The organism is Treponema vincentii, from assembly GCF_010365865.1.
Lineage (GTDB): Bacteria > Spirochaetota > Spirochaetia > Treponematales > Treponemataceae > Treponema.
The window spans coordinates 2,433,332-2,459,143 of record NZ_CP048020.1; the positions used below are offsets into that span (position 1 = coordinate 2,433,332).

The window sequence follows — 25,812 nt, forward strand, 5'->3', positions numbered from 1 at the left end:
TATTATGAATTATGAATTATGAATTATAAATTATAAATTATAAATGGGCGCATTCCCCATCAATGAGCCCCTGTCCATGCCGGTGCTTTTGTGCTAGTATCATTGCAAATGACTGTCATTATTATTGGCGCAGGCGTAACAGGGGTTGAGCTTGCCCGAAGATTAATCGCAAAAAAGCATAATGTGGTTCTTATCGAACAAAATCAAGAAACCGCCCGCCATGCAGCCAACCGCTTGGACTGTATCGTAACGGAGGCGAGCGGTAACGACCCGAAAGTCTTGACCGAAGCCGGTATCCAACGGGCAGACGCGCTGGTTACCCTTACCGACAGTGACGAACTGAATATGATTATCTGCGGTGTTGCCGAATCTCTTGCTCCCAAGGTACTGAAGATTGCCCGCGTAAGAAATGAAAATTACGTTGCATCGCTGAACACCGGAAAAGACCGTACGTTGGGTATCGATTTTTTGGTGCATCCCGACCAAGAAGCGGCGCTCGCCATCATCAATGCGGTTGAGCACGGGGCTGTCAGTGATATTATCGCCTTTGAAAATTCTCCGTATCAGCTTACCTGTTTTACCATCGGTGCAGGAAGCAAGCTGGACGGAGTTACACTGCAAAATATTCGCACTGTTGCTATCGATAGTCCTTTTGTTGTTGTTGCCGTAGAGGATGAGAATAAGACCGTCATTCCTTCAGGCGGGACAGTGCTTCATGCCGGTATGAGAATCTCAATCCTAACGCTGCCGAATTATATTGAACGGTTTTATGCGCTTGCGGGATTCACGGTGAAACCTATCAAAAAGATTGCACTGGTCGGTATCGGGAAGGTTGGCAAGCGAGTTGCAGCGAGCCTTATCGAAAAGCATTCGTTTGGTATGTTTAAACGTTTATTCGGCCTTCGTACCAAATCCCGCTGGGAAGTTGCCATTATCGATAAAGACAGCGCCCTTGCAAAACAAGCCGCGGCGGAGTATCCCGAAGCGCGTATCTATAGCGGCGACGTTACCGATGAGGCATTTATAGAAGAAATTGCGCTTAATTCCTTCGATCTCGTTATCAATGCGACGCAAAATTATGAATTGAACATGATTACTTCTGCATACCTTAAAACACTCGGCATCCCCAAAACCATTGCGCTGGTACAGAGTTCCGTGATGTCGAATGTCGCATATAAAATCGGTGTAGACGTTGCAATTCCTTTAAAGGACGTTACGGTTGACGTTATTATGAGCCATCTGGGCGGTAAGCATCTTACCCGTATTCATACGATGGGTGCAGGTGAGCTCGAGATAGTCGAAGTCATTATTTCCGATCAGTCGGAAGCGGTAGAAAAAAGCCTGAAAGATATTGCAATGCCCGGCGTGTTCCTTATACTGCTCATTACGAACGAAACAGGCTGCCGTATCCCCGATGGAAATACCATCCTTGAAGCGGATGATAAACTCGCCATTATCGTACAAGTAACAAAGAGTGACGAGGTGGTTAAATATTTTACCGGTAAAAAATGAAATTTCTCCAATGTTTAACTATTATCTTTATGATTCTTTCGATTGTTGCCGGGAGTTTTTTGATTCCGGTCGCAGTCGCTGTCTACCTGCATGAATGGAATGTGCTGTCGGCATTTTTCATACCGATGGCAATTTTGTGGGCAATAACACTCCTCTTATTTATGAGAACCAAACGACAGCCGATTCAGCTTACCGTGCGCGAAGGAATCCTTTTGGTAAGCGCCGCATGGCTCGGCGCGGGCTTATTGGGTGCGGTTCCGTTCATGCTGTCGGGATTTGTGCCGCACTTTAGCGATGCGTTTTTTGAATCGGTTTCGGGTTTTACGACCACCGGCGCAAGCGCCTTACAGAATATCGAAAGCTATCCGATGGCGCTGCGGGTATGGCGTACGCAAATGCACTGGCTTGGAGGTATGGGAATTGTTGCGTTAACCGTGGCGTTGTTCCCGTTGCTCGGCGTCGGCGGTTTTCAGCTGATAAAAAAGTGAGACAAGCGGCCCGGACAAGGGAAAAGTAACGGCAAAGATTACGCATACGGCAAAAGCGCTCTGGTTTATTTACTTGGGGATGACGGTTTTGCAAATTATCCTCTTATGTATTGCAGGAATGCCGTTTTTAGAAGCAATGTGCCATAGTTTTTCTACGCTCGGAACCGGCGGGTTTTCAACGCAAAATACCAGTATCGGGTATTATAACTCGGCAGCTATTGAAATTATCTGTACAGTGTTCATGTTTTTGGCGGGCGTGAATTTCAGCCTCTACTTTCATCTTTTTACCGGAAAGCCCGAAGAATTTTTTAGGAATTCCGAATTACGGGCGTATATCCGTATCGCTTTTTGTGCAGGAGTCGGTGTGGCGTTAGTGCTTGTGCCGATTTACGGCATAGCAGCCGCTTTTCGGCACAGCTTTTTCCATGTTGCGTCGATTATGACAACCACCGGATTTTCTACGGTGAATTACTGCGCATGGCCTGCGTTTGCCCAAGCGCTCCTCTTTTTACTGATGTTTGTCGGCGGGTGTTCCGGTTCAACGGCAGGCGGTATCAAAGTTATTCGCTGGGTTATTTTACGTAAGCAAGCCTTTAACGAAATGCAACGGCTTTTACACCCACATGGTGTGTTCAGTATTCAACTGAACCGCCGCCCGGGACGGAAAGACGTTGTATACAGCGTTGCAGGTTTTATATTCGTCTATTTTGTGTGTCTATTGGTAACGTTTTTAGCGGCGGCCTTAACCGGAACAGACATCCTTACCGATATAGCTGCATCACTTACGTTGGTCGGAAATATCGGCGCCGCATTCGGCAAGGTCGGAAGTGGTGGAGATTTTTCATTCTTTCCGCATTGGGCAAAGGTTGTGTTTTCTTTTTCTATGCTGGCAGGTCGTTTGGAGCTTTATACCATCGTTATCTTATGTGTACCCGCCTTTTGGCGCCGGTAACCGGATAAAACCAAAAAAGCTCAAACAGTCATACTGTTTGAGCTTTGGAAGCTCCCCCGCGCGGGTTCGAACCACGGACCCAGTGGTTAACAGCCACTTGCTCTGCCTACTGAGCTACAGGGGAAAGTGATAAATAACTATGGACAAACTTATACTGAAAATAGGAAAAAATGTCAAGCATTTCAGAGAAAATTACACGATCAGACTTGCAGGTATCTTATTTCCCTGCCGGAACCTCGCCTTCTTTTTTCCCTCGATTTGCAAAATTATAGAGATATCGCTTAATTTTTTGACTGGCAGTCTTCTCAAACCCTTCGACCGGTTCGATCTTATCGATCCGCGACATCTTATTCACACTGGAATTAACGAAAAATTTAATCTCGTTTAAAATTTCCGCTCGTTTATAAGCCATCGCATCCGTCAAGCCGGAAACAGCGCCTGCTACGGCGGATTGCAGATTTTGAATGGCAGAGCCTTCTTTGTTTTGATTCTGTTCTTTTTGCACCTCGGCTGCGATTTTTTCTTCATCAAGCTGTACGTAGGCGACAAGAGAAGACTTTTCTCCTTCAACCACGAGCGATTCCGTTACGAGCGGATGCTGATTCAGCACAAATTCAATATCTTCGGGGTAAATGTTCTCACCGCTGGCGCCGAGGATCATGTTCTTTGACCGGCCTTTAATCGCTAAATGCCCTCTTTTATCCATCATAAAAAGATCGCCGGTTTTGAACCAGCCGTCTTCGGTAAACGAATTTTTTGTGAGTTCAGGGGCGCGATAGTAGCCTTTCATCACATTTAGTCCTTTGACCAACAGTTCCCCGATACCGGTTTTGGGGTCAGGGTTATCGATTTTCACTTCGACATCGGGGATAGCGTAACCAATCCAGCCCGGAACGCTTTGGCGGACGGTAGAACCGGCAATAAGCGGCGCCGTTTCCGTTAAACCATACCCGATAACATACGGGAATTTAGCATCTCTCAAGAATTCCTCAACGGTCGTATCGGTTTTCGAGCCGCCCAATCCGAAAAATTTCAGGTGTCCGCCGAACGTTTTTTTCAGCTGCTTTCCGGCAAGGCGGTTAAGGAGTTTCTTGCCGAGCTTAGTATGATACAGCCATGCACGGAACGGCGAGGAAGTAAGCGCAGGAAGTATCTTATTTTTGTATATTTTTTCCATAACGATGGGAACGCTTAGCATCATCGTCGGGCGTACCTTCGTCAAAGCAGGAAGGAGTATCCGCGGCGATGGGATTCCTTCGAGGTAATACACGCAGGCGCCATTCAAAAAGAACATCAAAAAGCCGATCGTAAATTCATATACATGAGAAAGCGGCAGAATGGAAAGCGCCCGGTCATACTCGTTAATACGCTGGCAGGACTGTCCTGCGATTGCATTGCAAACGAGGTTTTTATGCGAAAGTTCCACACCCTTGGAACGCCCCGTCGTACCGGACGTATAAATAACGGAAGCGGTATCGTCTTCTTTGCAGGTATGAGGCGGAGGGTTGCCGTCTCTTATTTCCGTACCCTTTTTAACTGAAAAGTCCTGAATATCGATGAGAACGGAAACGGTGTCGGGTACTCGGCTCATCAGTTTTTCCGAAACGATGATCATCGTCGTCTCGGAATGCTCCAAACAGGCCTTGACCTCTTTGTCGGTAAAATCGGGCAGCAGCGGCACGGCAATGGCACCCATCGTAACAATCGCAAAATAGGCGATCCCCCAATGAGGAACGCTATGACTGTAGATTGCAATCTTATCGCCGGGGTTAACACCGAGACAGTACAGACGTTGCTGCAGCTGCTTTATCTGCTCACCGGCTTCATTGTACGAAATCGGTTCTCCCGACACAAATGAAAGTGCTGGGCGTTCCCCAAATCGCTTGATGCTATTTTCCAGCATCGCTTGAAAGGTATAATGTTTTAGTTCATTGATTGTTTGCATAGGCAGTTTTCTCCCTACAAGGCAGGGCATCTCTAAAAAGATTCGACTTCCAGAGGTTTCCCGTTACTTTTTACTATTTTTTTTCGTTACCGGAGCCGCTGCTGTCGCTTCTCGTTCTGCAAGACGTACTCCTTGTGCTTTTAATCCCTTTTCGGGATAATCCGCGGTTTTGAAACGCTCCTCGGTCTTCTTTGTTCGAGGTTTAGGCGCGTATTGCACCGTAAACTCGAAATTTTCTGCCGTGCCCGCATACAGCACAGTCGCCGTATCCGGTACAAACAGGTAATCGCGGTTCAAGATATAGGATTCAACCCGTGCCCGTTTGATATACGGATACTGTGTTTTCTCATCTTTATAAATAACCGTAAAGAGGATTTGTGACAATAATTCTTTTTCCGCAAAACCGCAATACCACATACCGGTATCGACAAAGAGCCGGTCGGGCACATCCATAACGGTGTACACCCCACTTTTACGCAGAATAAAGATGCGGTCATACGGCGAAACTTTGAGTATTTCTTTTCCGGTAGTTACGGCGGTACCGAGGTAGCCGGTTGCTTCGTCATAGCGGAGCGATAAATCGCGGTTAACCGCTTCTTTTACATCTACTTTGGTAAAGCCGGTAATCTCCGTTTTGCGCGCCGTAACTTCGGGCGGCAGCTTTGCGAGTATCCCGTCAAGGACGCTGAGCGCATACTTTTTAAGGTTCTTTAAAAGACGGGCAATCTCTTTGAGCCGGGCGGATATTTCCTGTACCTCGGCACGGTTTTTTTGAATGTCATAGAGCGAAATACGCCGAATGGGGATTTTGAGGAGCCGATCTACATCTTCTTCCGTTACTTCCCGTATCAGCTCTGCCTTAAACGGTTCAAAACCTTTGATAACCGCCTTAATGACCGACTCGGCTGTTTTCATCGTTTCAATCTTTTTATAAATCCGCTCTTCGATAAATATCCGCTCGAGTGTTCTGAGGTGCAACCGATCGGTCAGCATCTCCTGTTCATACAAAAGTTCATCTTTCAGCAGGGCGGTCAGCTGTTTTGCGTGGGTTTTAATCACTTCGGTAACAGTCGTTTGAACCGGCAGATTGTCTTGAATGACCAGCAAATTACAGGAGATCGATTGCTCGCAATCGGTAAAGGCATAGAGCGCATCGACAACATCTGCTGCGTACACGCCGCGCGGCAGCTTGAGTTCTATTTCTACTTGTTCCGCCGTATAGTCGTTAATTTCCGAAATTTTTACTTTTCCCGACTTCGACGCCGATTCTATCGAAGCGATGAGGCTTTCGGTAGTGCTGCCGAAGGGGAGTTCGCGGATAACAATCCGTTTATCGTCGGAGGTGTCCAACTTTGCCCGCACCAGCACCTTGCCCTTGCCGTCCTGATAGTCGGACACGTCGATAAGCCCGCCGGTTTGAAAGTCGGGATAGAGCGTAAAGGATTTACCGGAAAGACAGGCTTTTTCCGCCTCGATGATTTCGCGGATATTATGCGGAAGTATCTTGGTAGACATACCGACGGCGATGCCTTCCGCCCCGATAAGCAATACGACCGGCAGCTTAGCGCGGAATACAACCGGCTCTTTGTTTCTGCCGTCATAAGAAGGAACATATCGCGTAATATGGGGATTAAACAGGATATCTTTTGCAAATTCGGTGATGCGGCATTCGATATACCGCGGGGCGGAGGCTTCGTCCCCTGTAAAGAGGTTGCCGAAGTTCCCCTGCTTGTCGATAAAGAGACTTTTATTGGCGAGTACCGTCAATGCGTTGCCGATGGAAGCGTCCCCGTGCGGGTGATACTTCATACAGTAGCCGACGACATTGGCAACCTTATGGAACTTTCCGTCATCCATCTCAAAAAGAGAATGCAGAATACGCCGCTGTACCGGCTTTAAACCGTCCTCTACGTCGGGAATTGCGCGGTCACGGATAACATAACTGGCATACTCTAAAAAATTCGTGTTAAATAAACTTTCTACATAGTCCATACAAGATTATTGAGCATAGCGGAAAAACCCGAACGTGTCCAGATTCGCCAGCAGGGTAAACGCATCAGACTCTCTTTTTAACACCCCGCAAAATCAGGAGGTCGTTCAAGCAGAGTTGAACCTCTTCGCGGTTCAAATGCTTGCCCAGCCTCCTGATTTTGCGATTTATATTTATTCGTCTGATGCGTTTACCTTTCCTCTAAAAAATAAATTGTACGAAATTTTATTTAAAATTTCGTACAGAAGGAATAGCTTACCGTGAAATATTCCGTACACTTTCACGCACAATCAGTTCACACGGGATGACGACTTTTACCGGAACTTCTCTGTCCGAGCGGATACGGTCGGCTAAGATACCGACGGCTTGCCTTCCCATTGTCCGCATGTGCAGACTGACGGTGGTAAGCGGCGGAACCATATATTTTGCAGAAGATATGTCGTTAAAACCGACAATACTGATTTGATCAGGTACCTTCCATCCCAATTCATACGCGGCTTTATAGGCACCGACTGCAATAGAATCGTTTACAACAAATACGGCAGTCGGAGGCTCCTGTTGTAATAAAAGTTGTTTCATAAGGGTGTAGCCGCACTTAGGAGAATAATCTCCCTTACACAAATACTCCTGCCGCCAAATGTTATATTTTTTCATATAATTTATATACACTTCGGAGCGGATATCAGGTACTTCGTTTCCGTCATAATCGAGTTCCGTACCGCCGCCGCCGACAAAGGCTATTTTTGAATGGCCGTTTTTGCGCAAATAATCCAACACACCGATGACGGCTTTTTCCATACCGATAACTACAGAATCAAAACGGGTTTCGTCGGGATTACAGTCTACAAATACAACCGGTTTTTTTAGCGCAGCAATTTTTTTTACAATAGAGGGGCTAAAGGTTCCAATACAAATTATTCCGTGTACCGGCGGTATAGATCCGGTGAGCGCCGATACCGGTATACTCATTCGTACAAACCCTTCATCTTCCATTTTTTTTTCAGCAGCTACACGTACCGCCAAATAAAAGGGATCGGCAAGTTCCTCTTCGTGAGAATATGAACTCATCAAACCTATTTTTAATTTAATCTTTTTCCTTTTTTTATTATTCCGCTCATATTCAAGACTTGCCGCCGTTTCAAAAATGCGACGGCGGGTCTCATCAAGGACACTGAGTGTTTCATCGTAATTTAGAACGCGCGATACGGTAGCAGCCGAAACGCCCGCTTTTTCGGCAATATCTTTTATTGTAGCCATTACGTTACCGTATCACAACTCTTTTTTTAAACGCAATAGTTTTTTCAATTTCAGCTCCGAGATGAGTACAGCGCTTAAAATCAATAGGGCGCCGCACAGTACTCGAAATGAAAGTTTTTCGTGTATCAGCAACACAGAAAAAAGAGTGGCAAATACCGCTTCCAGCGACAAGATGATAACAGCCTGTACTTGCTTTACATATCGTTGTGATGAGGTCTGTAAAAAATAGGTAATTGCCGTACTGACAATACCGAGATATAAAATCGATAATAAAGCATTTTTCCCCCACACTATTCCCGCCATTCCGCCGGTAAACGGCAATGAAATACAGGATAAGACAAAGGCTGTTGTTATCTGGACAAAGCTGAGGATATCAGTTCGATAATGGGGAGCATATTTACCGGTAAAAAAAACTTGACAGGCAAAAAAGAATGCGCCGGCAAGCGAGAGCGTATCTCCGATGCCGATAGTAAAATCTTTTGTCAATGTTAAAAATCCCGCCCCAGCCATCGCTAAAATCATACCGGTGAATTCACGCAGTGCAGGACGCTTTTTATATGCACCCCACACGAGGAAGGGAACAAAGACAACATTCGTCGCCGTTAGAAATGCGTTGTTAGACAGTGTGGAAAACTTTAAACCGATCGTTTGTAACGTGAACGCAAGAAATAAGCACAGCCCCATGATAACACCGGCTATCACCTCTTGTTTTAAAACGCTCTGCAAACTTTTACGTGCAGCAAAAAACATAATGATTGATGCAAGGAAAAAACGCACCGCCATAATTTGCATCGGCGTAAATGCGGTCAACGCAAGATCTACGGCAAGAAACCCTGCACCCCACAATATGGTAGCCGATAATAATCCGACAACGCCTAAAAGCTCTTTATTCATAATCATAATCCTACGGGAAACCTATAACCTATCCGAAGTTATCGGATAGGTTATAGTCGATAACTATAAGCTATCTTGCAAACTTTGTCGATAAATCCCGCTGCAATTCAATCAACGTAGTATCTATATCTTCATTTTTTAACAAGATACGAGAAACAGCAGCGCCGATCATATCATTTGCTTCGGCTATGTTAGGATTTTGCGGAAAGGCAGGGATTTTTTTCCCATTTTCAATAAATACGTTATAGATAGCATCGCCGCCGAAAAAATCATCCCCTTGTTCAAATACAGGCTCGCTATAACTCGGAATAAACGATGGATATAATCCGTATTTTTCAAAACCTCCTGCTTGCAAAGCGGTATCGGTCATTGCAAATTTTACAAATTCTTTTACCAGATCAGGTACAGCTGTTTTTGCATGAATGGCAACCACGGAACCGCCGTTTGCACAGCTTGAAGAGCCACCCGCACTTATTTTCGGCAAATCGATAACGCCCCACTTTCCGGCAGTATCGGGAGCTTTATCTTTTATTGTTCCGATCATCCATACCGCTTCGGGAATTGTTGCAACCGTTTGGTTAGCAACCGTACCTTCATATTCATCCCAGCCGTTGTAATTTTGCCCGATACCGGCATCATAGATTTCTTTAAAAAGGTGCATCGCCTGCAACGACTGCGGAGTATCAACGAGAGGTTTCCCGTCTGCATTAAACACCGACTGGCCAAGTTCTGCACAGAAAACTGCATAAAGCGACGGTTTAGTCGGCCGTATAGGCAGCATCTTAACCGCTTTCCCCGAAGGTGTTTTACATACGGCGCTTATTTTTTTTTTCCGGCAACGATAAAATCACTCCATGTAACAATATCGGAAGCCTTTACACCGGCTTGCTCAAAATAATCTTTGCGATAAAATAATCCCATGGGCCCCGCATCCCACGGGAACGCATGAATTTTTCCGTTAAATTTTACCTCACCGATTTTTTACCGGTAGAAAATTCCGTTCGTCGACAACATCCGTTAAGTCAAGAAAGCCCTGAGGAAACTTATCGACATATCCGGCAAACACATCTCCTTCTATCGAAACGACATCAGCGATTCCATTTCCTGTTGCCAGAGATGTTGATAGCTTATTATAAATCTGATCCGTTCCCATCTCTTCAAATTCAAATTCGACATTAGGATGTGTCTGCTTAAATTTTTCCGCTGCACTCTGCAACTGCATTAACGCAACATCCCATGACCAAACTGAAATGGTAACGGTTTGATTTTCCGCTTTATTTGCGGTACTTTTTCCTCTACACCCGGTGAACAGCATAAAAAACTGCCGCGGCAATATACAAGCCGCTTACAATACGCTTTGTCATTTTTTCCTCCTTATATTCGAGAATCATTTCCCGAACACCGCTTATTCTTTTACGGCGCCTCCCATGACGCCGGCGATAAACTGTTTTTGAAAAATAAAAAATATCAATAACACCGGCAGCGTTGCGATAGCAGCTGCTAAAAGTATAACTGCATAATTTTTTGTTTGTAGGATTCCCATCAAGCATCGCGAGACTGACCGGCAGAGTATACAAACGTTTGCTGCCAAGGATGATAAGCGGCCACATAAAATTATTCCACATACTGGTAAACATATAAATAATAAGCGCCCCCAAGGCAGGCTTTACATTCGGCAATACAATTTTAGCAAAAATCCCCAATTCACCTACGCCGTCTATCCGTGCGGCCTCAAGTAAAACCGGAGGAAAATGAAGCATATTTTGACGCATAAGGAAGATACCGAATGCATTTGCAAGGAGCGGTAAAACAACACCGGCATAGGTATCTGTTAAATTGATTTTAATCATCATTTCAAAAAGCGGTACATACATAACCAATGCAGGGATCATCATGGATGCTAAAATAAAACCGAAAATAACATTGCGCCCTTTAAATGAAAATAGTGCAAGTGCATAACCGGCTGCAGAAAATAAGACAGTGCATACGACAGTATAGATAACCGAAATGGTCAGCGTATTCCATGTACTGCGTAATAACCCTATTTTTTTACTCAGCAGTTGAAAATTACGTATCAATTCAAATCCGGGTACAAGGCGCGGCGGCACAGCAAGAATATCCGCGTTAGTATTTGTCCCCGAAACAAACATAAAATAAAAGGGGAACAAAGCTAAAAAGGTCGCAATAATCAAAATAATTAAACAAAGGATTTCTCCCGCTCTTTTATTTTTCATGTGTCGCTCCTTTCCGTTATCCTAAATTGCAAAACGGATAATACTGCAATCAGCACGACAAGCACATAACCGATAGCGGAAGCATAGCCGAATTTTAGATAAGTAAAACCGTTGTTAAATAAATATTGCCCTGCTGTTAATGTCGCATTGTTCGGTCCACCTTCTGTCAAAATAAAAGGTTCATCAAAAAGCTGGAGAGTCCCGATAGTAGAAGTTATCGTGCAAAATAAAATAACCGGTTTAATAATCGGAATAGTTATATAAAACAATATTTGGAAAAATGATGCGCCACTGATTTGCGCTGCTTCCGTTAATTCTTCGGGTATTGCTTGAATACCTGCTAGAAGAATGATCATATTATAACCAAGCCATCGCCACGTTATTGCAATGATAATTGCAAACCGTGCACTCCATTCGCCGTAAAACCAATTAACCGGCGGCAAACCTACAACCTTTAGTACATAGTTAATCAAGCCGTAATCGGAATTCATTAATACTTTGAATACAAGAGCATAGGCTACCAAGGCGGTTACCGACGGCAAGAATATTGCTGCACGGAAAAAGGCTTTTGCGCGGATGAATTTTTGCTCAATGAGCACTGCAATCAATAAAGCTCCCACAACCATAACAGGCACTTGAATTAATAGATATACAAAAGTATTAAAAAGCGATTTAAAAAAGATTCCGTCTTGAAATAGTTTTATATAATTCTCCCAATGAATGAATTCATAGGTACCTCCGCGATATTCGTAAAAACTTAAATATAAAGAACGAAACACGGGATAAACCATAAATACGGCAAAGATAATAATTGTCGGTGCAAGGAGAATATACGGAACATTATGCTTGGTAATAATATTTTTTTTCGTCATAATCTCTCCACGAAATCTGTCGGATTAGCAGGGCGGAAACGCATTGTAATTGCAAAATCGTTAATGCGGGTTTTGTTTTTATACATTTGTTCTTCGCCGCAGCTGTTGGAACCGAGGCCGCTGTGTTTTGCATCGATATGCACCACTACTCTTCCGGCTTTTTCTATGTTGCCGATATGGCCAGCTTTCTCCAGCGCATCAATTGTATAATCATGTACATTGATCCCTACCGGATTTTCAAAGCTGAATAACAGACCTTTACCGGAGCCGCTCAACAGGAGCCGTTCGACTTCTTCCCGGTGTCCGTTTTCCTGCGGTTTAACATATTCGGTATGCATGTCCTGCACGGACGCGGAATACACACCCTTTTGAGCATGGGCTTTCATATCACAGTAATTTTCTTCGAAACCTAATCCGTACCATGTAACACGGTTGAATTGCAGTGGCATACTGAATTCTATTCCCGCACGCGGAATCATCTGAGGAACAAAATCGGTATACGCAAATGAACGTGCTTGCAAGTCAAATTCAATCTCCCCGTCCGGAAATATTCGGTAACGGTATTCGCATTTAAATCCGAATGCTTGATTTAAAAAGGAGAAATGTGTGGAAATATGTACCGCTACATAATTTTTCTCGGAACTGTAGGTAAAGGCTTCCAACTGTTCTTGTTGTTTATGTATAAAATATTTCTCCTTCCAATCTTTAACTTTATACATATCGTTGTCTATCAACGCGCGCCGAACATTCGGAGTAAAACCTTCACATAGATAGCTTATTCCATCTACCGTATATTCAAGCAGTCTACCGGTTACCTTGCAAAACGCTACCTGCACCTCATTGCCGGACACAATAAGTTTTGTCTGTTCATCTGATATTTGCAAACCGTGTTCCGTGTCGTGTAAGCGCTGCCGAGGTATCCGCGCGACCGGTAATAAGAGCTGCTGCTTTGCAACAATAAAACCCGAATCCGCATATAAGGTCTTGTGTTTATGCGTAAATTGTATATTCAGATAATATGCTTCAAATGATTCTTTGGGTAAGGAATAGGGAATACGGATTGTCTCTTCCTTCCCCGCAGTGGCGGTCAACGTATCGATTATGCCGCTCGCATATACCGTACCGTTAGATACAACCTGCCAATATAAAGCAATATCATGCAAATCCGTAAAATCGTAGCGGTTCCGGATTGTAATCAACCCTTTGGCAAGATCTGCCGGATAGCAATCTACCGGAGCAATAACTTCTTTATAACACAAAAGGCCTGTGGACGGCGTTCTGTCCGGCATTAATAAACCGTCGATACAAAAATTGGAGTTAGTAGGTTCGTCACCGAAATCACCACCGTAATAATACGTTATACTCCCATCTTCTTTTGTGATTTGAATCCCGTGATCGTACCATTCCCAAATAAAACCGCCCTGCAATCTTTTATACCGGCGGAACAGGTTTTGATATTCTTCAAGATTGCCCGGCCCCGTTCCCATCGCATGAGCATACTCGCAAAGCAGATGGGGTTTACCGTGCGCGTCATTACCTTCGGCAATTTCTTGAAGCCGATTTAAACGGGTATACATTGTTGAATACACATCTGCGATTTCCGCATTACTATCACCCTCATAATGAAGGAGTCGGGTTTTATCGAGCAAACGGATACGGTCTGCAGCTTTTTTAAAATTGGTACCCATGCCCGATTCATTTCCCATCGACCACATCAGGATACACGGATGATTATAATGAGCCTTTACCATCCGTTCACACCTATCGATATAGGCGAGCTCCCATGATGCCGTCTCATTAAGCCAATTCGTCGCTTGTATCCATTCAAAACCGTGCGATTCCAAATCGGCCTCATCGATAACATATAAGCCGTAGGTATCACACAAATCGTAAAAATAATCTGCCTTGGGATAATGAGAGCAGCGAACGGCATTGATGTTATGCTGCTTCATCAATATGATGTCCTGCTCGACAACGGTCTTATCTACCGTACTGCCACCGGACGGACTAAAATCGTGCATATTGACACCGTTCAACAATATCGCTTTTCCGTTTACGGTAAAATTACCGTCAATAATTTCAATTTTTCTAAAACCGAGCGTCAGCGCTGTAGTGTCAAGTATTCGTCCGTCTTTTTTTAGTTCCAGCTGTAAGCAATATAAAAAAGGAGTCTCAGCAGTCCATGTATGCACCGAGGCAATTTCTTCGCGTATCACTCTGAGTCCGGAATTGCAGTTATTCGAGCAGAATACCGTACCGCTGTTTTGAACACCCTCCTGCATTGTATTACAGGTACTATCTTGAACGGCAGCGTAGCCGTGTGCTATCTCCCGTCCGCTGTCTTTTTCCGACAGATGATATTCTACCGTATAATCTGCACCTTCGGCTTCTGCACTCAGCAGAACATCGGCATATAACACACCGTCCTTGTATCCGTTTTTTAAATCGCCGCAAACAAAGCAAGTAGAAATTGAACATGTACTCTCGTGATACACCGTTACATCGCGAAGTATCCCGCTGAATACCCACATATCCTGCCGTTCCAAATACGAACCGTCAGACCATTGGTAAACTCGTACTGTGATTTGATTTTCACCTATAACCACGCAATGTGAAATATCGAATTCGGAAGCAAGCCTGCTTACTTTGCTATATCCGCAATGAATGCCGTTTATCCATACATCGAATGCGCTGCCGACACCGTCAAACCGTAGTATTGTTTTACCGTCTTGCCACGTATCAGGCACCGTGAAAGAACGGCGATATATTCCGGTTGGGTTTTCACTCGGCACAAACGGGGGATTGACAGGAAACAGATACCACACATCCGTGTAATGCATCTGCCCGTATCCCTGCATCTGCCAGCATGAAGGCACCGGTATCGTATTCCATTCCTTTGTCGTAAAGTTTTTCTCAAAAAAACCTTCAGGCGAAAATTCCGGCGCACGCAGGTATAAAAAATCCCATTCGCCGTTCAGCGATATATCGGTAGGCTGCATACCGCTGCGCATAAGATGCGGCTGCGCTTCCCTCCGCCCAATGTGTAAAAGCGTTTCATCTTCCCATCGTTTTTTTTGCCGTTCCATCTACTTCCTTCTTCAGAGCAATTGCATCAGCCTGTTTGTTAACAGCCCCGCAGAAGAATGGAGTCCGTCCAACCAGAGTTGAACCTGCGGTTCAAATGGTTGTCCAACCTCCATTCTTCTGCGGCATTTGGTTTACAGAGCTGATGCGATTGCTCTTCTTGTAAAATAAACTGCGTGAAATTTTGGACAAAATTTCACGCAGAAGGAATACCGCTTGCAATATTTCGATTGCGGTTGTCCTGTTCTCTTATGCGAATTCTTTTTCGAGTTGCAAAAATACGCAGGCTGGCCATGTGAAAGCCTGATCGTCGTACCCGCAGCCCGTAAACGCATCGTAATTTTCTGCCATTAAACCGATTTTTGTTACCTCAAAAAAACGGTACGCCAAACGTTTTGCGAAATCGGGATATCCGTTCGCTCTTAGTGCATCGATAAACAAATAGGTTACAGGCGCCCACAGGGGACCGAGCCAATAGCCGCCCTTCTTATATAGCAGACTGTTTTTTTGCTCGGTAGTGAGTCCGAACGGAGCTTCAAAGTTTTGTTCCAAATCATGCACTAATGCATCGGCAATCCGTTTATCCATGCGGTAGGCAATAACTAACGGCAGATACATCAGCAGCGAATGTCCCGTTCTAATTCTACTGCCCGTACCGGTATTCCATGCATGAAAAGCGCCATCCTCATAAAACCTGTCCATAAAGCCGGCAAAAAGCTCATCAGCCCGCCGCTTCCACTGTACAGCCTCCGTATCATTGCCAAGCCTTTGCGCAAAGGAGGATAAGATATCCATTTTTTGAATGAGGAAGGCGCTTAAGTCGGGAGATTCCACCGGAATACCTTCATGGAAAACGGAAGCATTATCCCAACCTGAATCATTACCGTGATAGTACAGCGGAAAAGCGCTTCCGTTCGGGCGGCGGCGGTCAAGCCAGTAAAGCGCGGCACGGCAAAACCTTTTATACGCCGGCATAAAGTATTCCATGCGGGAAAAAAGCGGATTTGCCTCCAGCAATTTGTGATATACCCATGCATGGATAGGCGGTTTTAAACAGTTAAATGATGCGAATGCATTATTAACATAGTCGGGATATGCACCGAATACATCCTGTGTGTCAAAAAAGATTTTCAGCTGTCCGTAGGCCGTCTCCGGATATACGCCTCCCAGTGCAAGCGCCGTAAAACAATTGTCCCAGCTCCAAATATTGAACATGGTGTTTTTAGACATATATACGGCATCGCAGGTTAATGCTCCCTGCGCATGGACGGTATTGTTCCATACAATATAACGGGCAAGCGAATGACTTTCTTGATACGCCTCGATGAAGCAGGGAAAGCGGCGTTTCCATTCATCATACTCGGCTGCAAGCTGTTGCTCCGCTTTATCAAAGTCGTCCCTTGTGCACACATCAGGACGAAAAGAAACGGTTGTGCTTCTAAGCACGGCGCAGGCAGCTTGCCCATCGGCATTAACCGTAAGTACAGGACAGGCGCTTCCTCGTACTCCCCACGTTGATGTTGCAGTGCAGCGCCCTTCCAAAACCGACACGCATATTTTTAATTGTTTATCATACAGCTGATGTTCATATTCCCCTTCGGAAACCTGCACAAGCGTATCGTATGCGCCGTCCGTAATTCCTTTTAAACGGATGGTAAAACCGGCAGCTTTGATAAAAAGCCGATCATCCGCAGTACATAACAGCATAACAAAACAGGCGGCATCATCTTGAGCATGAAATGAAAGAACGGTTTCCGTTCTTTCGCATATCAAGTTTTTCCATACATAACCGTCTATCGAAAGTTCATAGATATTTGAATCGGCACCGTCCCCTCCGTGAAGATCCCGTATATATACTTTTCCTTCATTTTCCGAAACGGCAAAATACGAACCGCGTGCACTGAAAGGTACCGTATCAATTCCATACGCAAAACCGTATGTATTCATTTTATTGCTCCTGAGGTGCCTTCGATAATGTATTTTTGTGCGATCATAAATAACACAATAGGCGGGATAATCATAATGACGGTAATACACAAAATGGGAATAATCTGCGTATCATGCACACCTTTAAACGACGCAAGTCCCAACGCGAGCGTATACTTTGCTCTACTCTGCAAGAAAATAAGCGGGACGAGATAGTCGTTCCATACCGTCAGCATATTTAAAACTGCAACTAAAATAAGTTGCGGTTTTAATATCGGCATAAAGATCAGTGCATAAATCTGAAACGCATGGGCACCGTCGATACGGGCGGCTTCCTCAAAGTCGCGCGGAACGCCCGCTATTAAAAATTGGTGCATCAAAAAAATATAATAGGCCGAACCGAAGAAGGCGGGCACAATCAACGGCTTTAACGTATTGATCCAACCGAAAAGATTAAACTCCATATACAGCGGAATCATTGTTACATCCCACGGAATCATCATCGTAGAAAGCATGATGATAAACAGAACGGTTTTACCTTTAAACCGATACCGTGCAAAGCCGTATGCAGTTAAAGAACAGGCAATGAGCTGCCCGATCGTCGTCATAACCGTAATAAGAACCGAATTAAAAAAATACAACCCGAAGGGCTGGGACTTCCATGCAGCAGCAAAATTACCCCATCGCCATTCTTTAGGAAAAAAGCGGGGCGGATACGCATTTGCCTCCGCTTCCGTTTTAAACACGGTTAGCAGCATATATATAAACGGAAATAAAAAATAAAGAGCAATTGCTATCAGCAGAGTGTATATCAGTATTTTACTTTTTTTCGACAGCCTCATGTTTTCCTTCCTGACAATTCAACAGTCCCACGTTTCCCTTTCTTGATCTCGGTTTCATAAAACACCCATGCGGAAGAAGACTTAAACACCAACATCGTCAATATCAAAATAATGATGAACATAACCCATGCATTCGCAGAGGCATAACCCAAACGGTGATGTTTAAATGCATTGCGGTACACGTACAATCCGTAAAAGTACGTTGCATTTAACGGCTCACCGCCGGTCAGCAGCATAACCAATGTCAACTGCTGAAATGCCGTTATCAACGAAGTTATCAAATTGAATAATATGGTCGGCGTAATAATCGGAAGGGTGATACTGAAAAACTGACGCGCAACGCCCGCTCCGTCCAAGTCGGCAGCTTCATATAAATCCGCCGGAATGGTTTTGATATTTGCGTAAAAGATGAGCATCATCGTGCCGACCCCGAAGGCACTTGCTAACACAACGGCGACTAATGCCCACGACGGATCTAACAGCCACTTAGGGCCGGAAATACCTATTAAAGACAAAAGATAATTGAAAATGCCGTAATCGGCATTCAACAGCCATCCCCACACAATCGAAACGGCAACACCCGAAATAACGGTGGGGATATAAAAGACTGTTCTAAAAAATTTAACGCCCGCGACCGGCTGAGAAATCAACAGTGCCAAAAACAGCGCGAGGCACATATTCAGCGGCACAAAAATAACGGCATATTTTAATGTAATAAACAGCGAACGGTAAAACTGCTTATCCTGCGTGAACATTGTAATATAATTTTTAAAGGCGGTGAAAACAGGGGGCTTTGTAATAGACCAATCAAAAAAGCTCATAATAAGCGACATCAGCAGAGGCCCTGCGGTAAAAACAATGAATCCTATCACCCATGGAGAAATAAAAAGATAGGGAGCTATTACGCTCTTTTTTTTCATTTTTAAAAATTCCTCCTAATGTCCTTATCTTGAAAAAATACTGTAAAATTTTAAATCACCATGCCCCGACGCAGAGCATCAGGGTACGATACTTGAGGTTTCGCACTACAGTCGACCTGTTCGGAAACTTCAGTTTCAGAACAGGTTACCTTAAAATGCGAACTGCTTTATGTGCTGCGTATTTATTTTATCTCGTTTAGAACGCTTGCACTGCTTTCCAATGTAGTCGGATTAAAGATTCTTTCAAAAGCTAAGGATAACTCATCCGACAGAGCAGACCAGGTAGGGCTTATAAAGGCCGAAGGAGTGTAGCCTGCACTATGTTCAAGCATAGTGTAAAAAGGAGCGGTTTTGTCGTCGGTCATAATATCCTCTTCGGCAACAACGGATTTTAAAACGGGAAGCTCATAGCCGATACGCTCTTTGTTTAATTCGGAACCTGTCCAGTATTTTATGAACTCCCACGCAGCGTCCTTATGTTTTGAACTTTTGGCAATCGATACTCCCGAACTGCTGAGGATGCTGACAGAATCTTTGCCTGCTCCTGCAAAGGCGGGAATTTCGACAATACCGTAATTCAAGTTTTCTCGATTAAAACGTGCAATCGCCCAACCCCCGTAAACATACATAGCGGTTTTACCGCCGCTCATTTCGTCCGAACCGCCTTTTTCGGTTGCAATAGCCCATCCTTGTTTTTCCATATTTTGGAACATATCGAATACGGCTATACTCTTGGCAGAATTCAAGTATCCGTCGGTATTTCCGTTGTTATCCATATAGCTTGTTCCGTTGCTCCACAGATACATTTCAAAATCGTACGGATCTGCCTTTAACTGGAATGAGAATCCTTTTACGCCCGGAACTTTTTCGGTGATAAGCTGAGCATTTTTTTGCAAATCATCCCATGTCCAATCGGAAGAGGGATATGCCAGCCCCGCTTTATCGAAAATATCTTTATTAAAATACAGACAGTGTGTGGTAAAACCGACCGGCATACCGTATATTGTTCCTTTCATTTGATTGTACGGCCACAGGGCTTCATAGAAATTTTCTTTATAGGCCTTACCTTCTTTTTCGATATACGGTTCCAAATTTTCCAAGCCTTCATAATAGGCTGGGTAGTTCCACATATACATAACATCCGGTGCGTCGCCCGATCCCATACCGGCGCTGATCTTGGTGTCGTAATCGTCGCCGTAGGCTTCCAATGAAACTTTGATATCGCTATGAGTTTCATTGAAGCGGTCAACCAGTTTTTGCTGAGCTTCCAAAGTTTCGGCGCTGTCCCACGAAGCAAATCTGATTTCCGTTTTACCGGAGGTTTTAGAGTCCTGTTTTGAACAGCCTGTAACGCATACGGCACAGGCAATAATGTACGCCATTACAATGAATAGTTTTTTCATACCTTTCTCCATAAAGGTTTTTGCAGGAAACATTGGTTTCCAAAAGAGTTTTTAGCCGTGCGCATTATGCACACACGTCAATTTACTTAGTAAATATATTGTAAATTTACCAAGTAAATTTGTCAAGTTTTTATTTATGTGGTTTTATGTCTATTGAAAGTTTAATGAAGGCAACTCAAGCGGGGGGCTTTTCTTTTTATCGAAAAAAAAGAAAAGTCCCTCCCCTATTTATTTTAATTGACTTTAAACTTGCTTACTTCGGCAGCAAGACCGGCGATGCTTTCTTTGTTACGCTGGGTAATTTGGTTAACTTCTTGGACAGACGTATTGATGTATGATGCACCCGACGTCATTTCATCCATACTGCCGGTGATAACGCGGGTAAGGTCGTCAAGTATCGCCATTTCTTTTGCAGCTTTTTCACCGCCCTTCAGCATTTCCGCAGAACCGCTATTAACTTCTACTGTAACCGTATTGATATTCTTAATTGCGGTAAGCACTTCCCTACTGGCATTTTCCTGTTCGCGCATTGCCTCGGTCAGTTGATTACTCATCATCTTAACCTGTTCCGACAGATTAAAAATGGCATTAAATTTTTCTTCAACGCTTTGTGCCGAATTTGAGAGGCTTTCGATTTCCGTGCCGAACTGTTTAAGCGTCGTTGTAATGGTTTTTCCCTGTGTTGCCGAATCTTCGGCCAGCTTGCGTATCTCATCGGCAACAACCGCGAAGCCCTTCCCCGCCTCGCCGGCATGGGCAGCTTCTATTGCCGCATTCATTGCAAGCAAGTTTGTCTGACTGGCAATATGTTGAATAACACCGCTCGCCTCTATTAAGCTGCCCGACTCTTCGGCGATTTTTTGCGTAATGGCATTGGAGCTGTGCAGCGTTTCTTTACCGTCGGAGGTCGCAGATGCAAGTGATTTTATCGATTCATCGGTCCTCTCCAAAGTCTTGGTAATCGAAGCGATATTGGCAACCATCTCTTCAATAGCCGAAGAAGATTCCGAAACGCTCGCAGCTTGAGTTGCAATACTGGTGTTCAATTGTTTAATGGTTTGAATAATCTCTTCAATAGTTGCGGATGTTTCGGTAACGCTTGAGGCCTGGGTAAATATCTTCCTCTTTACGTCCTCAATATGAGTGCTGATTTCATTTGCAGCGCCGGCGGTTTCAGACATATTTTGGGCAAGCTCATCGCCTATCTTTGTCATTGCCCCGGCATTTTTATCAACGGATTGAATAGCTGTTCTGATTTTTCCGATCGTTTGGTTAAAATATTCTGAAAGATTACGGATTTCATCCAAGCCGGTTACCGGCAAACTGACGGTTAAATCACCTTCGCCCTGTGCAATATCTTTTAATGCGGCTGCGACACGTACAATCGGGCTGATAATTCGACGTGACAACCAATACACTACGAGAGCAGCGATAAGCAGCATTGCAATACCGATCAGATACATCCAACGGTTCAATATACGGACATCGCTTAAAAATTCTTTAGCCGGTGCACGCAGCATTACAACCCATCCGGTTTTCATCTTCTTGCCTACGACAAATTGAGCTTCTCCGTTATACGAACCCGAACCGTTCACGACATCATCCGAGCTAAAAACCGATTCGACAAGCACAGATAACGAAGCCATGTCCTTATCGGTCTTCGCAGCCTCGCTAATGGACGTTTTTGCTGTAACGCGACTAAAATCGGTATCACCGATAACTCTCCTACTCGTCCCGACGATAAAAACCGAACCGCCTGCACCAACGGTAACCGTTTTACAGATATCGGAAAGATATTGCCCGTCTATATCAATAGAAAAAAAGCCACTAATCCGCTTATCTTTATCATACATAGGAATTGCATACGAGATAAGAAAAACATCTTTTCCTGCTTGAAAGGGTTCGGACAAGAACGGTGTTCCGCTCATCACCGTGTTGTACCACGGTTGATCGCCGCAAAAAAAACTACTCCCGTCCGCACGGATGAGGTTGCCGTCCATACCTGCCATACCGTAGTTTTTTACGGAGGGTTGACGTTTAATCAGGAAATCGATTTCTTGCAATCGTTGTTGAATAGTTAAACTTTCATCAAACAGAACCGGCGTATCGGCAACTCCTTCCAACCAGAAGGAAAGATCCTCAATTTCATGATCGATCTTTTCGGCAGTTGTAGTTGCTTTGTTTTGCAGTAATTCCATAACTTTTGCGGTAATGGCCCGTCTGACAATACTGCCTGCCAAAACAGTCTGCAAAATCGATACCGTAACAATAAATATTGCAAAAATAATAATCAGTCTTTTTTGCAAGCCGAGTTGTTTCTTCATTGCTTATCCTCACTCTAGAACACGAATATGGCCGCAAGGCGGTAGAACGATTATTAATTACATAATATCTATTATCATTATCTATTATATCATGTCAATTATTCCAAGGTAGCTTACAACAAACCTATTTTTAACAATCACAGCCTATTTACCCTACGGCATTTTCGATAATACGGATGAGTAAATCGATCCCTTTATAGATAGAGCTTACGGGGATGCACTCAAAACGGCCGTGGAAGTTAAAGCCGCCGGCAAAGATGTTCGGACAAGGGAGTCCCATAAACGAAAGCCGTGCGCCGTCCGTCCCGCCGCGGATGGGATGGATAATCGGCGTGATGCCGATCTCTTCCATAGACTTCTTCGCAAGGTCGATAATTTCGATATGCGGTTCAATTTGTCCGCGCATATTATAGTAGCTGTCTGTAATGGAAAGCGTGATGATGGCGCCATATTTTGTGTTCAAAAAAGCAACGGCATTCCGCAGCAGCGTCTTCTTTTGCTCAAATTTGTCGGTAGAATGGTCGCGGATAATGTACGACATGGAGGTGTGATCCACTGCGCCGTTAAGGTGAGTAAGGAGGAAGAAGCCTTCATACCCTTCCGTATATTCGGGCTTTTGTTCTACCGGCAGCATAGCGTCCAGCTCGCCGGCAACTCGCAGCGAATTGATCATGATATTTTTTGCCGTACCCGGATGGACGTTCTTCCCTTGAATTTCGATTTTAGCGCTTGCAGCGTTAAAGTTTTCGTACTCCAACTCGCCGATTTCTCCGCCGTCGATGGTATACGCAAAATCCGCACCGAATTTTTTTACATCGAAGAGGTCTGCACCTCTGCCGATTTCCTCATCGGGGGTAAAGCCGATTTTAATCGTACCATGCTGCACCTGCGGGTTGTCGCGGAGGTATTCAACCATCCCCATGATGATGGTGATGCCCGATTTATCATCCGCACCCAAAAGCGTGGTGCCGTCAGTGGTGATAATGTCTTCGCCGATAAGTTTGTTGAGGAACGGAAATTCCTTTACCGTCAGCGAATAGGTCTCGTTCAGTTTAATATCGCCGCCTGTGTAGTGCACAATTTTCGGATTGACACATTTTCCGTCCAAGTCGGGCGCGGTATCCATGTGTGCAATAAATCCGATAACCGGCGCTTTTTTATCGGTGTTGGCAGGGATTGTTCCGTAGACATATCCGTGCGCATCCTGTTCGGCATCGGCTACGCCCAGCTCGTGCAATTCCTGCACTAACATCTTTCCAAGCTCAAGCTGTCCCTTGGTGCTGGGGCATTCGGGATTATCTTCATTCGATTTGGTATCGACTGCAATGTATTTAAAAAAGCGTTTTACTGCATCCATATCTCTCATCACTCCTTACTTTCCGGTAAACAGTTTTTTCAGCATACCGAATATACCTGTTTTTTGTTTTACCGGCTGGGCTTGTGCCGAAGACTGTACCGGCGCCTTTCCGGTTCGGCTCCGCTGTTCAGGCATTCGGTCTTGGTTCGGCCGTCTCTTTTGCTTTGAACCCTGCCGTGTATCGCCCGTTTGAGACGGAACATATTTATCACCTTTGCGCCGCTTTTTCTCAGGCTGTCCCTGCCGGTTTTTAGCGCGGTTTACTGGGGCTCCCGCCTTTCCTTTCTTGTCGGCAGCAGGCTGAGCATTGCGGCTTTCTTTGGCGCTTTCCGTACCCTCGTTGGTATCCGCAAGGGCGGCGCTCTCCTGTGAGGCAAGTTTTTTTCCGTACCGGTTTTTGTAATATGCCATCCGCTCTTCAAAGCTCAAACCGCCGAGTGAGTCGGCAGATTTTCTATCGGTTTTGTCTTCTCCCTGCGTGCCTTTCTTTTTGCGTTTGGAATCGGCAAGCCGGGACGCAGGTTTCGCTGTTTTAGCGCCGCGCCGGGAGTCTCTCTCTTCCCGCCTCAACTTTTCGCCGGGGCGCAGTTTGCGTCCGAACCGTCCGCCGGATCGTTCTTCGTCAAAGGAATCGCGGTCAAGCCGTATATACTGATCGGCGCTGCGGTCTTTTTCAAAATCCTCTTCGCCGGGAATAACAACCGGTATCTTTGCTTCTATATACTTTTCGATATCGGGAAGGTTGTACACATCCTGTTCCGAGCAGAGGCTGTACGCAGCGCCGGTCTTTCCCGCCCGCGCCGTTCTGCCGATTCGGTGTACGTAGTTCTCCGCTTCATTCGGAAGGTCGTAGTTGATAACCATTGCGAGGTCGTTGATGTCGATTCCCCGCGCCGCGACATCGGTTGCAACCAAACAGCTGAGTTTACCCGCCTTAAACGAATCGATAATATGCAGCCGCTTCGGTTGGGGCAAATCGCCGATGAGGAACTCCGTCGCATAGCCGTTAATGCGCAGCCGCTTTGCAACAATCTCCGTTGTCTTTTTGGTATTGCAGAAGATGATAGCATTCTCCGGTTTTTCGTTACGCAAGATACCGAGCAGCAGGGACATCTTTTGCTCCGCAGCCACGTGGAACAGCTTCTGATTGATTTCATCAACCGTCACATTATCCGCATCGATGGTGATTTCTTTTGCATCGATGGTGTATTCCCATGCAAGGTTTTTTACCCATGTATTTAAGGTCGCGCTGAACAGCATCGTTTGCCGCTCTTCCGCCTTGGACAATACCGAAAGGAGGCTGCGCAAATCGGGATAAAAGCCCATATCGAACATACGGTCTGCTTCATCAACAACTAAAAAGCCGACGTTTTTCAGCTTCATGGTTTTTGATTTTTCAAGATCGATAACGCGACCGGGGGTACCGATGATAAGGTCTACTCCGTTTTTAAGCGCTTCTTCCTGCTGCTGATACCCGACGCCGCCGTAAAAGCTCGCGGCACGGATCCCCGTATGTTTACCTAATTTAAGCGCTTCTTCTTCAACTTGAACGGCAAGTTCCCGCGTGGGAACAAGAATCAAAGCAGGGCGGCGGTCTTCGGTTCCTGCAGCAAGCATCCGTTGCATCAGTGTTACCAGATACGCAGCTGTTTTTCCCGTACCTGTTTGAGATTGTACATAAAGATCGGAACCGTCCATTCCTGCGGAAAACACCTGCTCTTGAACAGGCGTGCATTCAATATAACCGGCTTCTTCAAGCCCCTGTAAAAGAGTGGAATCAAGATTACAATTAGAAAAATTCATTTGTCGGTG

General features: G+C 45.0%; 18 protein-coding genes, 1 tRNA gene and 1 pseudogene. 2 read left to right on the plus strand and 18 right to left on the minus strand.

Annotation, left to right across the window (positions count from 1 at the left end):
- Positions 1 to 108: 108 nt before the first annotated feature.
- Both trkA and GWP43_RS11340 read left to right on the plus strand, forming a co-directional pair.
- On the plus strand, positions 109 to 1,512 hold the full coding sequence (gene trkA / locus GWP43_RS11335; RefSeq protein WP_162664248.1) for a Trk system potassium transporter TrkA: 1,404 nt from the start codon (positions 109 to 111) through the stop codon (positions 1,510 to 1,512).
- Positions 1,509 to 2,952, plus strand: a pseudogene (locus GWP43_RS11340) (TrkH family potassium uptake protein). The gene trkA and the pseudogene GWP43_RS11340 overlap by 4 nt, the downstream one beginning before the upstream one ends.
- Positions 2,953 to 3,003: 51 nt before the next feature.
- Here the strand turns inward: GWP43_RS11340 and GWP43_RS11345 are convergent.
- The 18 genes from GWP43_RS11345 to GWP43_RS11420 form a co-directional block, all read right to left on the minus strand.
- Positions 3,004 to 3,076: transfer RNA gene (locus GWP43_RS11345), tRNA-Asn, on the minus strand.
- A gap of 93 nt (positions 3,077 to 3,169) precedes the next feature.
- Positions 3,170 to 4,897, minus strand: coding sequence for an AMP-binding protein (locus tag GWP43_RS11350; RefSeq protein WP_162664249.1), 1,728 nt, complete (start codon positions 4,895 to 4,897; stop codon positions 3,170 to 3,172).
- Positions 4,898 to 4,960: 63 nt separating this feature from the next.
- On the minus strand, positions 4,961 to 6,889 hold the full coding sequence (locus GWP43_RS11355) for a DNA topoisomerase IV subunit A (RefSeq protein ID WP_162664250.1): 1,929 nt from the start codon (positions 6,887 to 6,889) through the stop codon (positions 4,961 to 4,963).
- 253 nt (positions 6,890 to 7,142) lie between these two features.
- On the minus strand, positions 7,143 to 8,144 hold the full coding sequence (locus GWP43_RS11360) for a LacI family DNA-binding transcriptional regulator (RefSeq protein WP_162664251.1): 1,002 nt from the start codon (positions 8,142 to 8,144) through the stop codon (positions 7,143 to 7,145).
- A 12-nt stretch (positions 8,145 to 8,156) separates the two neighbouring features.
- Entirely contained in the window at positions 8,157 to 9,038 is an 882-nt protein-coding gene (locus GWP43_RS11365) for a DMT family transporter (protein ID WP_162664252.1), read from the minus strand.
- A gap of 70 nt (positions 9,039 to 9,108) precedes the next feature.
- Positions 9,109 to 9,819, minus strand: coding sequence for an extracellular solute-binding protein (locus tag GWP43_RS15295; protein ID WP_269138856.1), 711 nt, complete (start codon positions 9,817 to 9,819; stop codon positions 9,109 to 9,111).
- A 38-nt stretch (positions 9,820 to 9,857) separates the two neighbouring features.
- Positions 9,858 to 9,959 (minus strand): extracellular solute-binding protein, encoded by a 102-nt coding sequence (locus tag GWP43_RS15300; protein ID WP_269138857.1) that lies wholly within the window; start codon positions 9,957 to 9,959, stop codon positions 9,858 to 9,860.
- A gap of 49 nt (positions 9,960 to 10,008) precedes the next feature.
- Entirely contained in the window at positions 10,009 to 10,353 is a 345-nt protein-coding gene (locus GWP43_RS15305) for an extracellular solute-binding protein (protein WP_269138858.1), read from the minus strand.
- Positions 10,334 to 11,272, minus strand: a complete 939-nt coding sequence (locus GWP43_RS11375; protein WP_230977695.1) for a carbohydrate ABC transporter permease — start codon at positions 11,270 to 11,272, stop codon at positions 10,334 to 10,336. The genes GWP43_RS15305 and GWP43_RS11375 overlap by 20 nt, the downstream gene beginning before the upstream one ends.
- A complete protein-coding gene (locus GWP43_RS11380; RefSeq protein WP_162664253.1) occupies positions 11,269 to 12,144 on the minus strand; it encodes a carbohydrate ABC transporter permease in 876 nt (291 codons plus the stop codon). The genes GWP43_RS11375 and GWP43_RS11380 overlap by 4 nt, the downstream gene beginning before the upstream one ends.
- A complete protein-coding gene (locus GWP43_RS11385) occupies positions 12,141 to 15,230 on the minus strand; it encodes a glycoside hydrolase family 2 TIM barrel-domain containing protein (RefSeq protein WP_162664254.1) in 3,090 nt (1,029 codons plus the stop codon). The genes GWP43_RS11380 and GWP43_RS11385 overlap by 4 nt, the downstream gene beginning before the upstream one ends.
- 247 nt (positions 15,231 to 15,477) lie before the next feature.
- Positions 15,478 to 17,175, minus strand: a complete 1,698-nt coding sequence (locus GWP43_RS11390) for an amylo-alpha-1,6-glucosidase (protein ID WP_162664255.1) — start codon at positions 17,173 to 17,175, stop codon at positions 15,478 to 15,480.
- Positions 17,172 to 17,996 (minus strand): carbohydrate ABC transporter permease, encoded by an 825-nt coding sequence (locus tag GWP43_RS11395; protein WP_162664256.1) that lies wholly within the window; start codon positions 17,994 to 17,996, stop codon positions 17,172 to 17,174. The genes GWP43_RS11390 and GWP43_RS11395 overlap by 4 nt, the downstream gene beginning before the upstream one ends.
- Positions 17,993 to 18,916 (minus strand): carbohydrate ABC transporter permease, encoded by a 924-nt coding sequence (locus GWP43_RS11400; protein ID WP_162664257.1) that lies wholly within the window; start codon positions 18,914 to 18,916, stop codon positions 17,993 to 17,995. The genes GWP43_RS11395 and GWP43_RS11400 overlap by 4 nt, the downstream gene beginning before the upstream one ends.
- Positions 18,917 to 19,098: 182 nt before the next feature.
- Entirely contained in the window at positions 19,099 to 20,319 is a 1,221-nt protein-coding gene (locus GWP43_RS11405; protein ID WP_162664258.1) for an ABC transporter substrate-binding protein, read from the minus strand.
- Between the two features lie 233 nt (positions 20,320 to 20,552).
- Positions 20,553 to 22,643, minus strand: a complete 2,091-nt coding sequence (locus tag GWP43_RS11410) for a methyl-accepting chemotaxis protein (RefSeq protein WP_162664259.1) — start codon at positions 22,641 to 22,643, stop codon at positions 20,553 to 20,555.
- A 148-nt stretch (positions 22,644 to 22,791) separates the two neighbouring features.
- A complete protein-coding gene (gene pepT / locus GWP43_RS11415; protein WP_162664260.1) occupies positions 22,792 to 24,000 on the minus strand; it encodes a peptidase T in 1,209 nt (402 codons plus the stop codon).
- A gap of 15 nt (positions 24,001 to 24,015) precedes the next feature.
- On the minus strand, positions 24,016 to 25,803 hold the full coding sequence (locus tag GWP43_RS11420) for a DEAD/DEAH box helicase (protein ID WP_162664261.1): 1,788 nt from the start codon (positions 25,801 to 25,803) through the stop codon (positions 24,016 to 24,018).
- Positions 25,804 to 25,812: the final 9 nt, after the last annotated feature.

Excerpts from the sequence above, each read along its gene's own strand:
- GWP43_RS11365 (WP_162664252.1), bottom strand. The coding sequence starts at position 9,038 with ATGAATAAAGAGCTTTTAGGCGTTGTCGGATTATTATCGGCTACCATA.
- GWP43_RS11380 (WP_162664253.1), bottom strand. The coding sequence starts at position 12,144 with ATGACGAAAAAAAATATTATTACCAAGCATAATGTTCCGTATATTCTC.
- GWP43_RS15305 (WP_269138858.1), bottom strand. The coding sequence starts at position 10,353 with ATGCTGTTCACCGGGTGTAGAGGAAAAAGTACCGCAAATAAAGCGGAA.
- GWP43_RS11410 (WP_162664259.1), bottom strand. The coding sequence starts at position 22,643 with ATGAAGAAACAACTCGGCTTGCAAAAAAGACTGATTATTATTTTTGCA.
- GWP43_RS11405 (WP_162664258.1), bottom strand. The coding sequence starts at position 20,319 with ATGAAAAAACTATTCATTGTAATGGCGTACATTATTGCCTGTGCCGTA.
- GWP43_RS11360 (WP_162664251.1), bottom strand. The coding sequence starts at position 8,144 with ATGGCTACAATAAAAGATATTGCCGAAAAAGCGGGCGTTTCGGCTGCT.
- GWP43_RS11355 (WP_162664250.1), bottom strand. The coding sequence starts at position 6,889 with ATGGACTATGTAGAAAGTTTATTTAACACGAATTTTTTAGAGTATGCC.
- GWP43_RS11350 (WP_162664249.1), bottom strand. The coding sequence starts at position 4,897 with ATGCAAACAATCAATGAACTAAAACATTATACCTTTCAAGCGATGCTG.
- pepT (WP_162664260.1), bottom strand. The coding sequence starts at position 24,000 with ATGGATGCAGTAAAACGCTTTTTTAAATACATTGCAGTCGATACCAAA.
- GWP43_RS11395 (WP_162664256.1), bottom strand. The coding sequence starts at position 17,996 with ATGAGGCTGTCGAAAAAAAGTAAAATACTGATATACACTCTGCTGATA.
- GWP43_RS15295 (WP_269138856.1), bottom strand. The coding sequence starts at position 9,819 with ATGCTGCCTATACGGCCGACTAAACCGTCGCTTTATGCAGTTTTCTGT.
- GWP43_RS15300 (WP_269138857.1), bottom strand. The coding sequence starts at position 9,959 with ATGGGATTATTTTATCGCAAAGATTATTTTGAGCAAGCCGGTGTAAAG.
- GWP43_RS11385 (WP_162664254.1), bottom strand. The coding sequence starts at position 15,230 with ATGGAACGGCAAAAAAAACGATGGGAAGATGAAACGCTTTTACACATT.
- GWP43_RS11420 (WP_162664261.1), bottom strand. The coding sequence starts at position 25,803 with ATGAATTTTTCTAATTGTAATCTTGATTCCACTCTTTTACAGGGGCTT.
- GWP43_RS11400 (WP_162664257.1), bottom strand. The coding sequence starts at position 18,916 with ATGAAAAAAAAGAGCGTAATAGCTCCCTATCTTTTTATTTCTCCATGG.
- GWP43_RS11390 (WP_162664255.1), bottom strand. The coding sequence starts at position 17,175 with ATGAATACATACGGTTTTGCGTATGGAATTGATACGGTACCTTTCAGT.
- trkA (WP_162664248.1), top strand. The coding sequence starts at position 109 with ATGACTGTCATTATTATTGGCGCAGGCGTAACAGGGGTTGAGCTTGCC.
- GWP43_RS11375 (WP_230977695.1), bottom strand. The coding sequence starts at position 11,272 with ATGAAAAATAAAAGAGCGGGAGAAATCCTTTGTTTAATTATTTTGATT.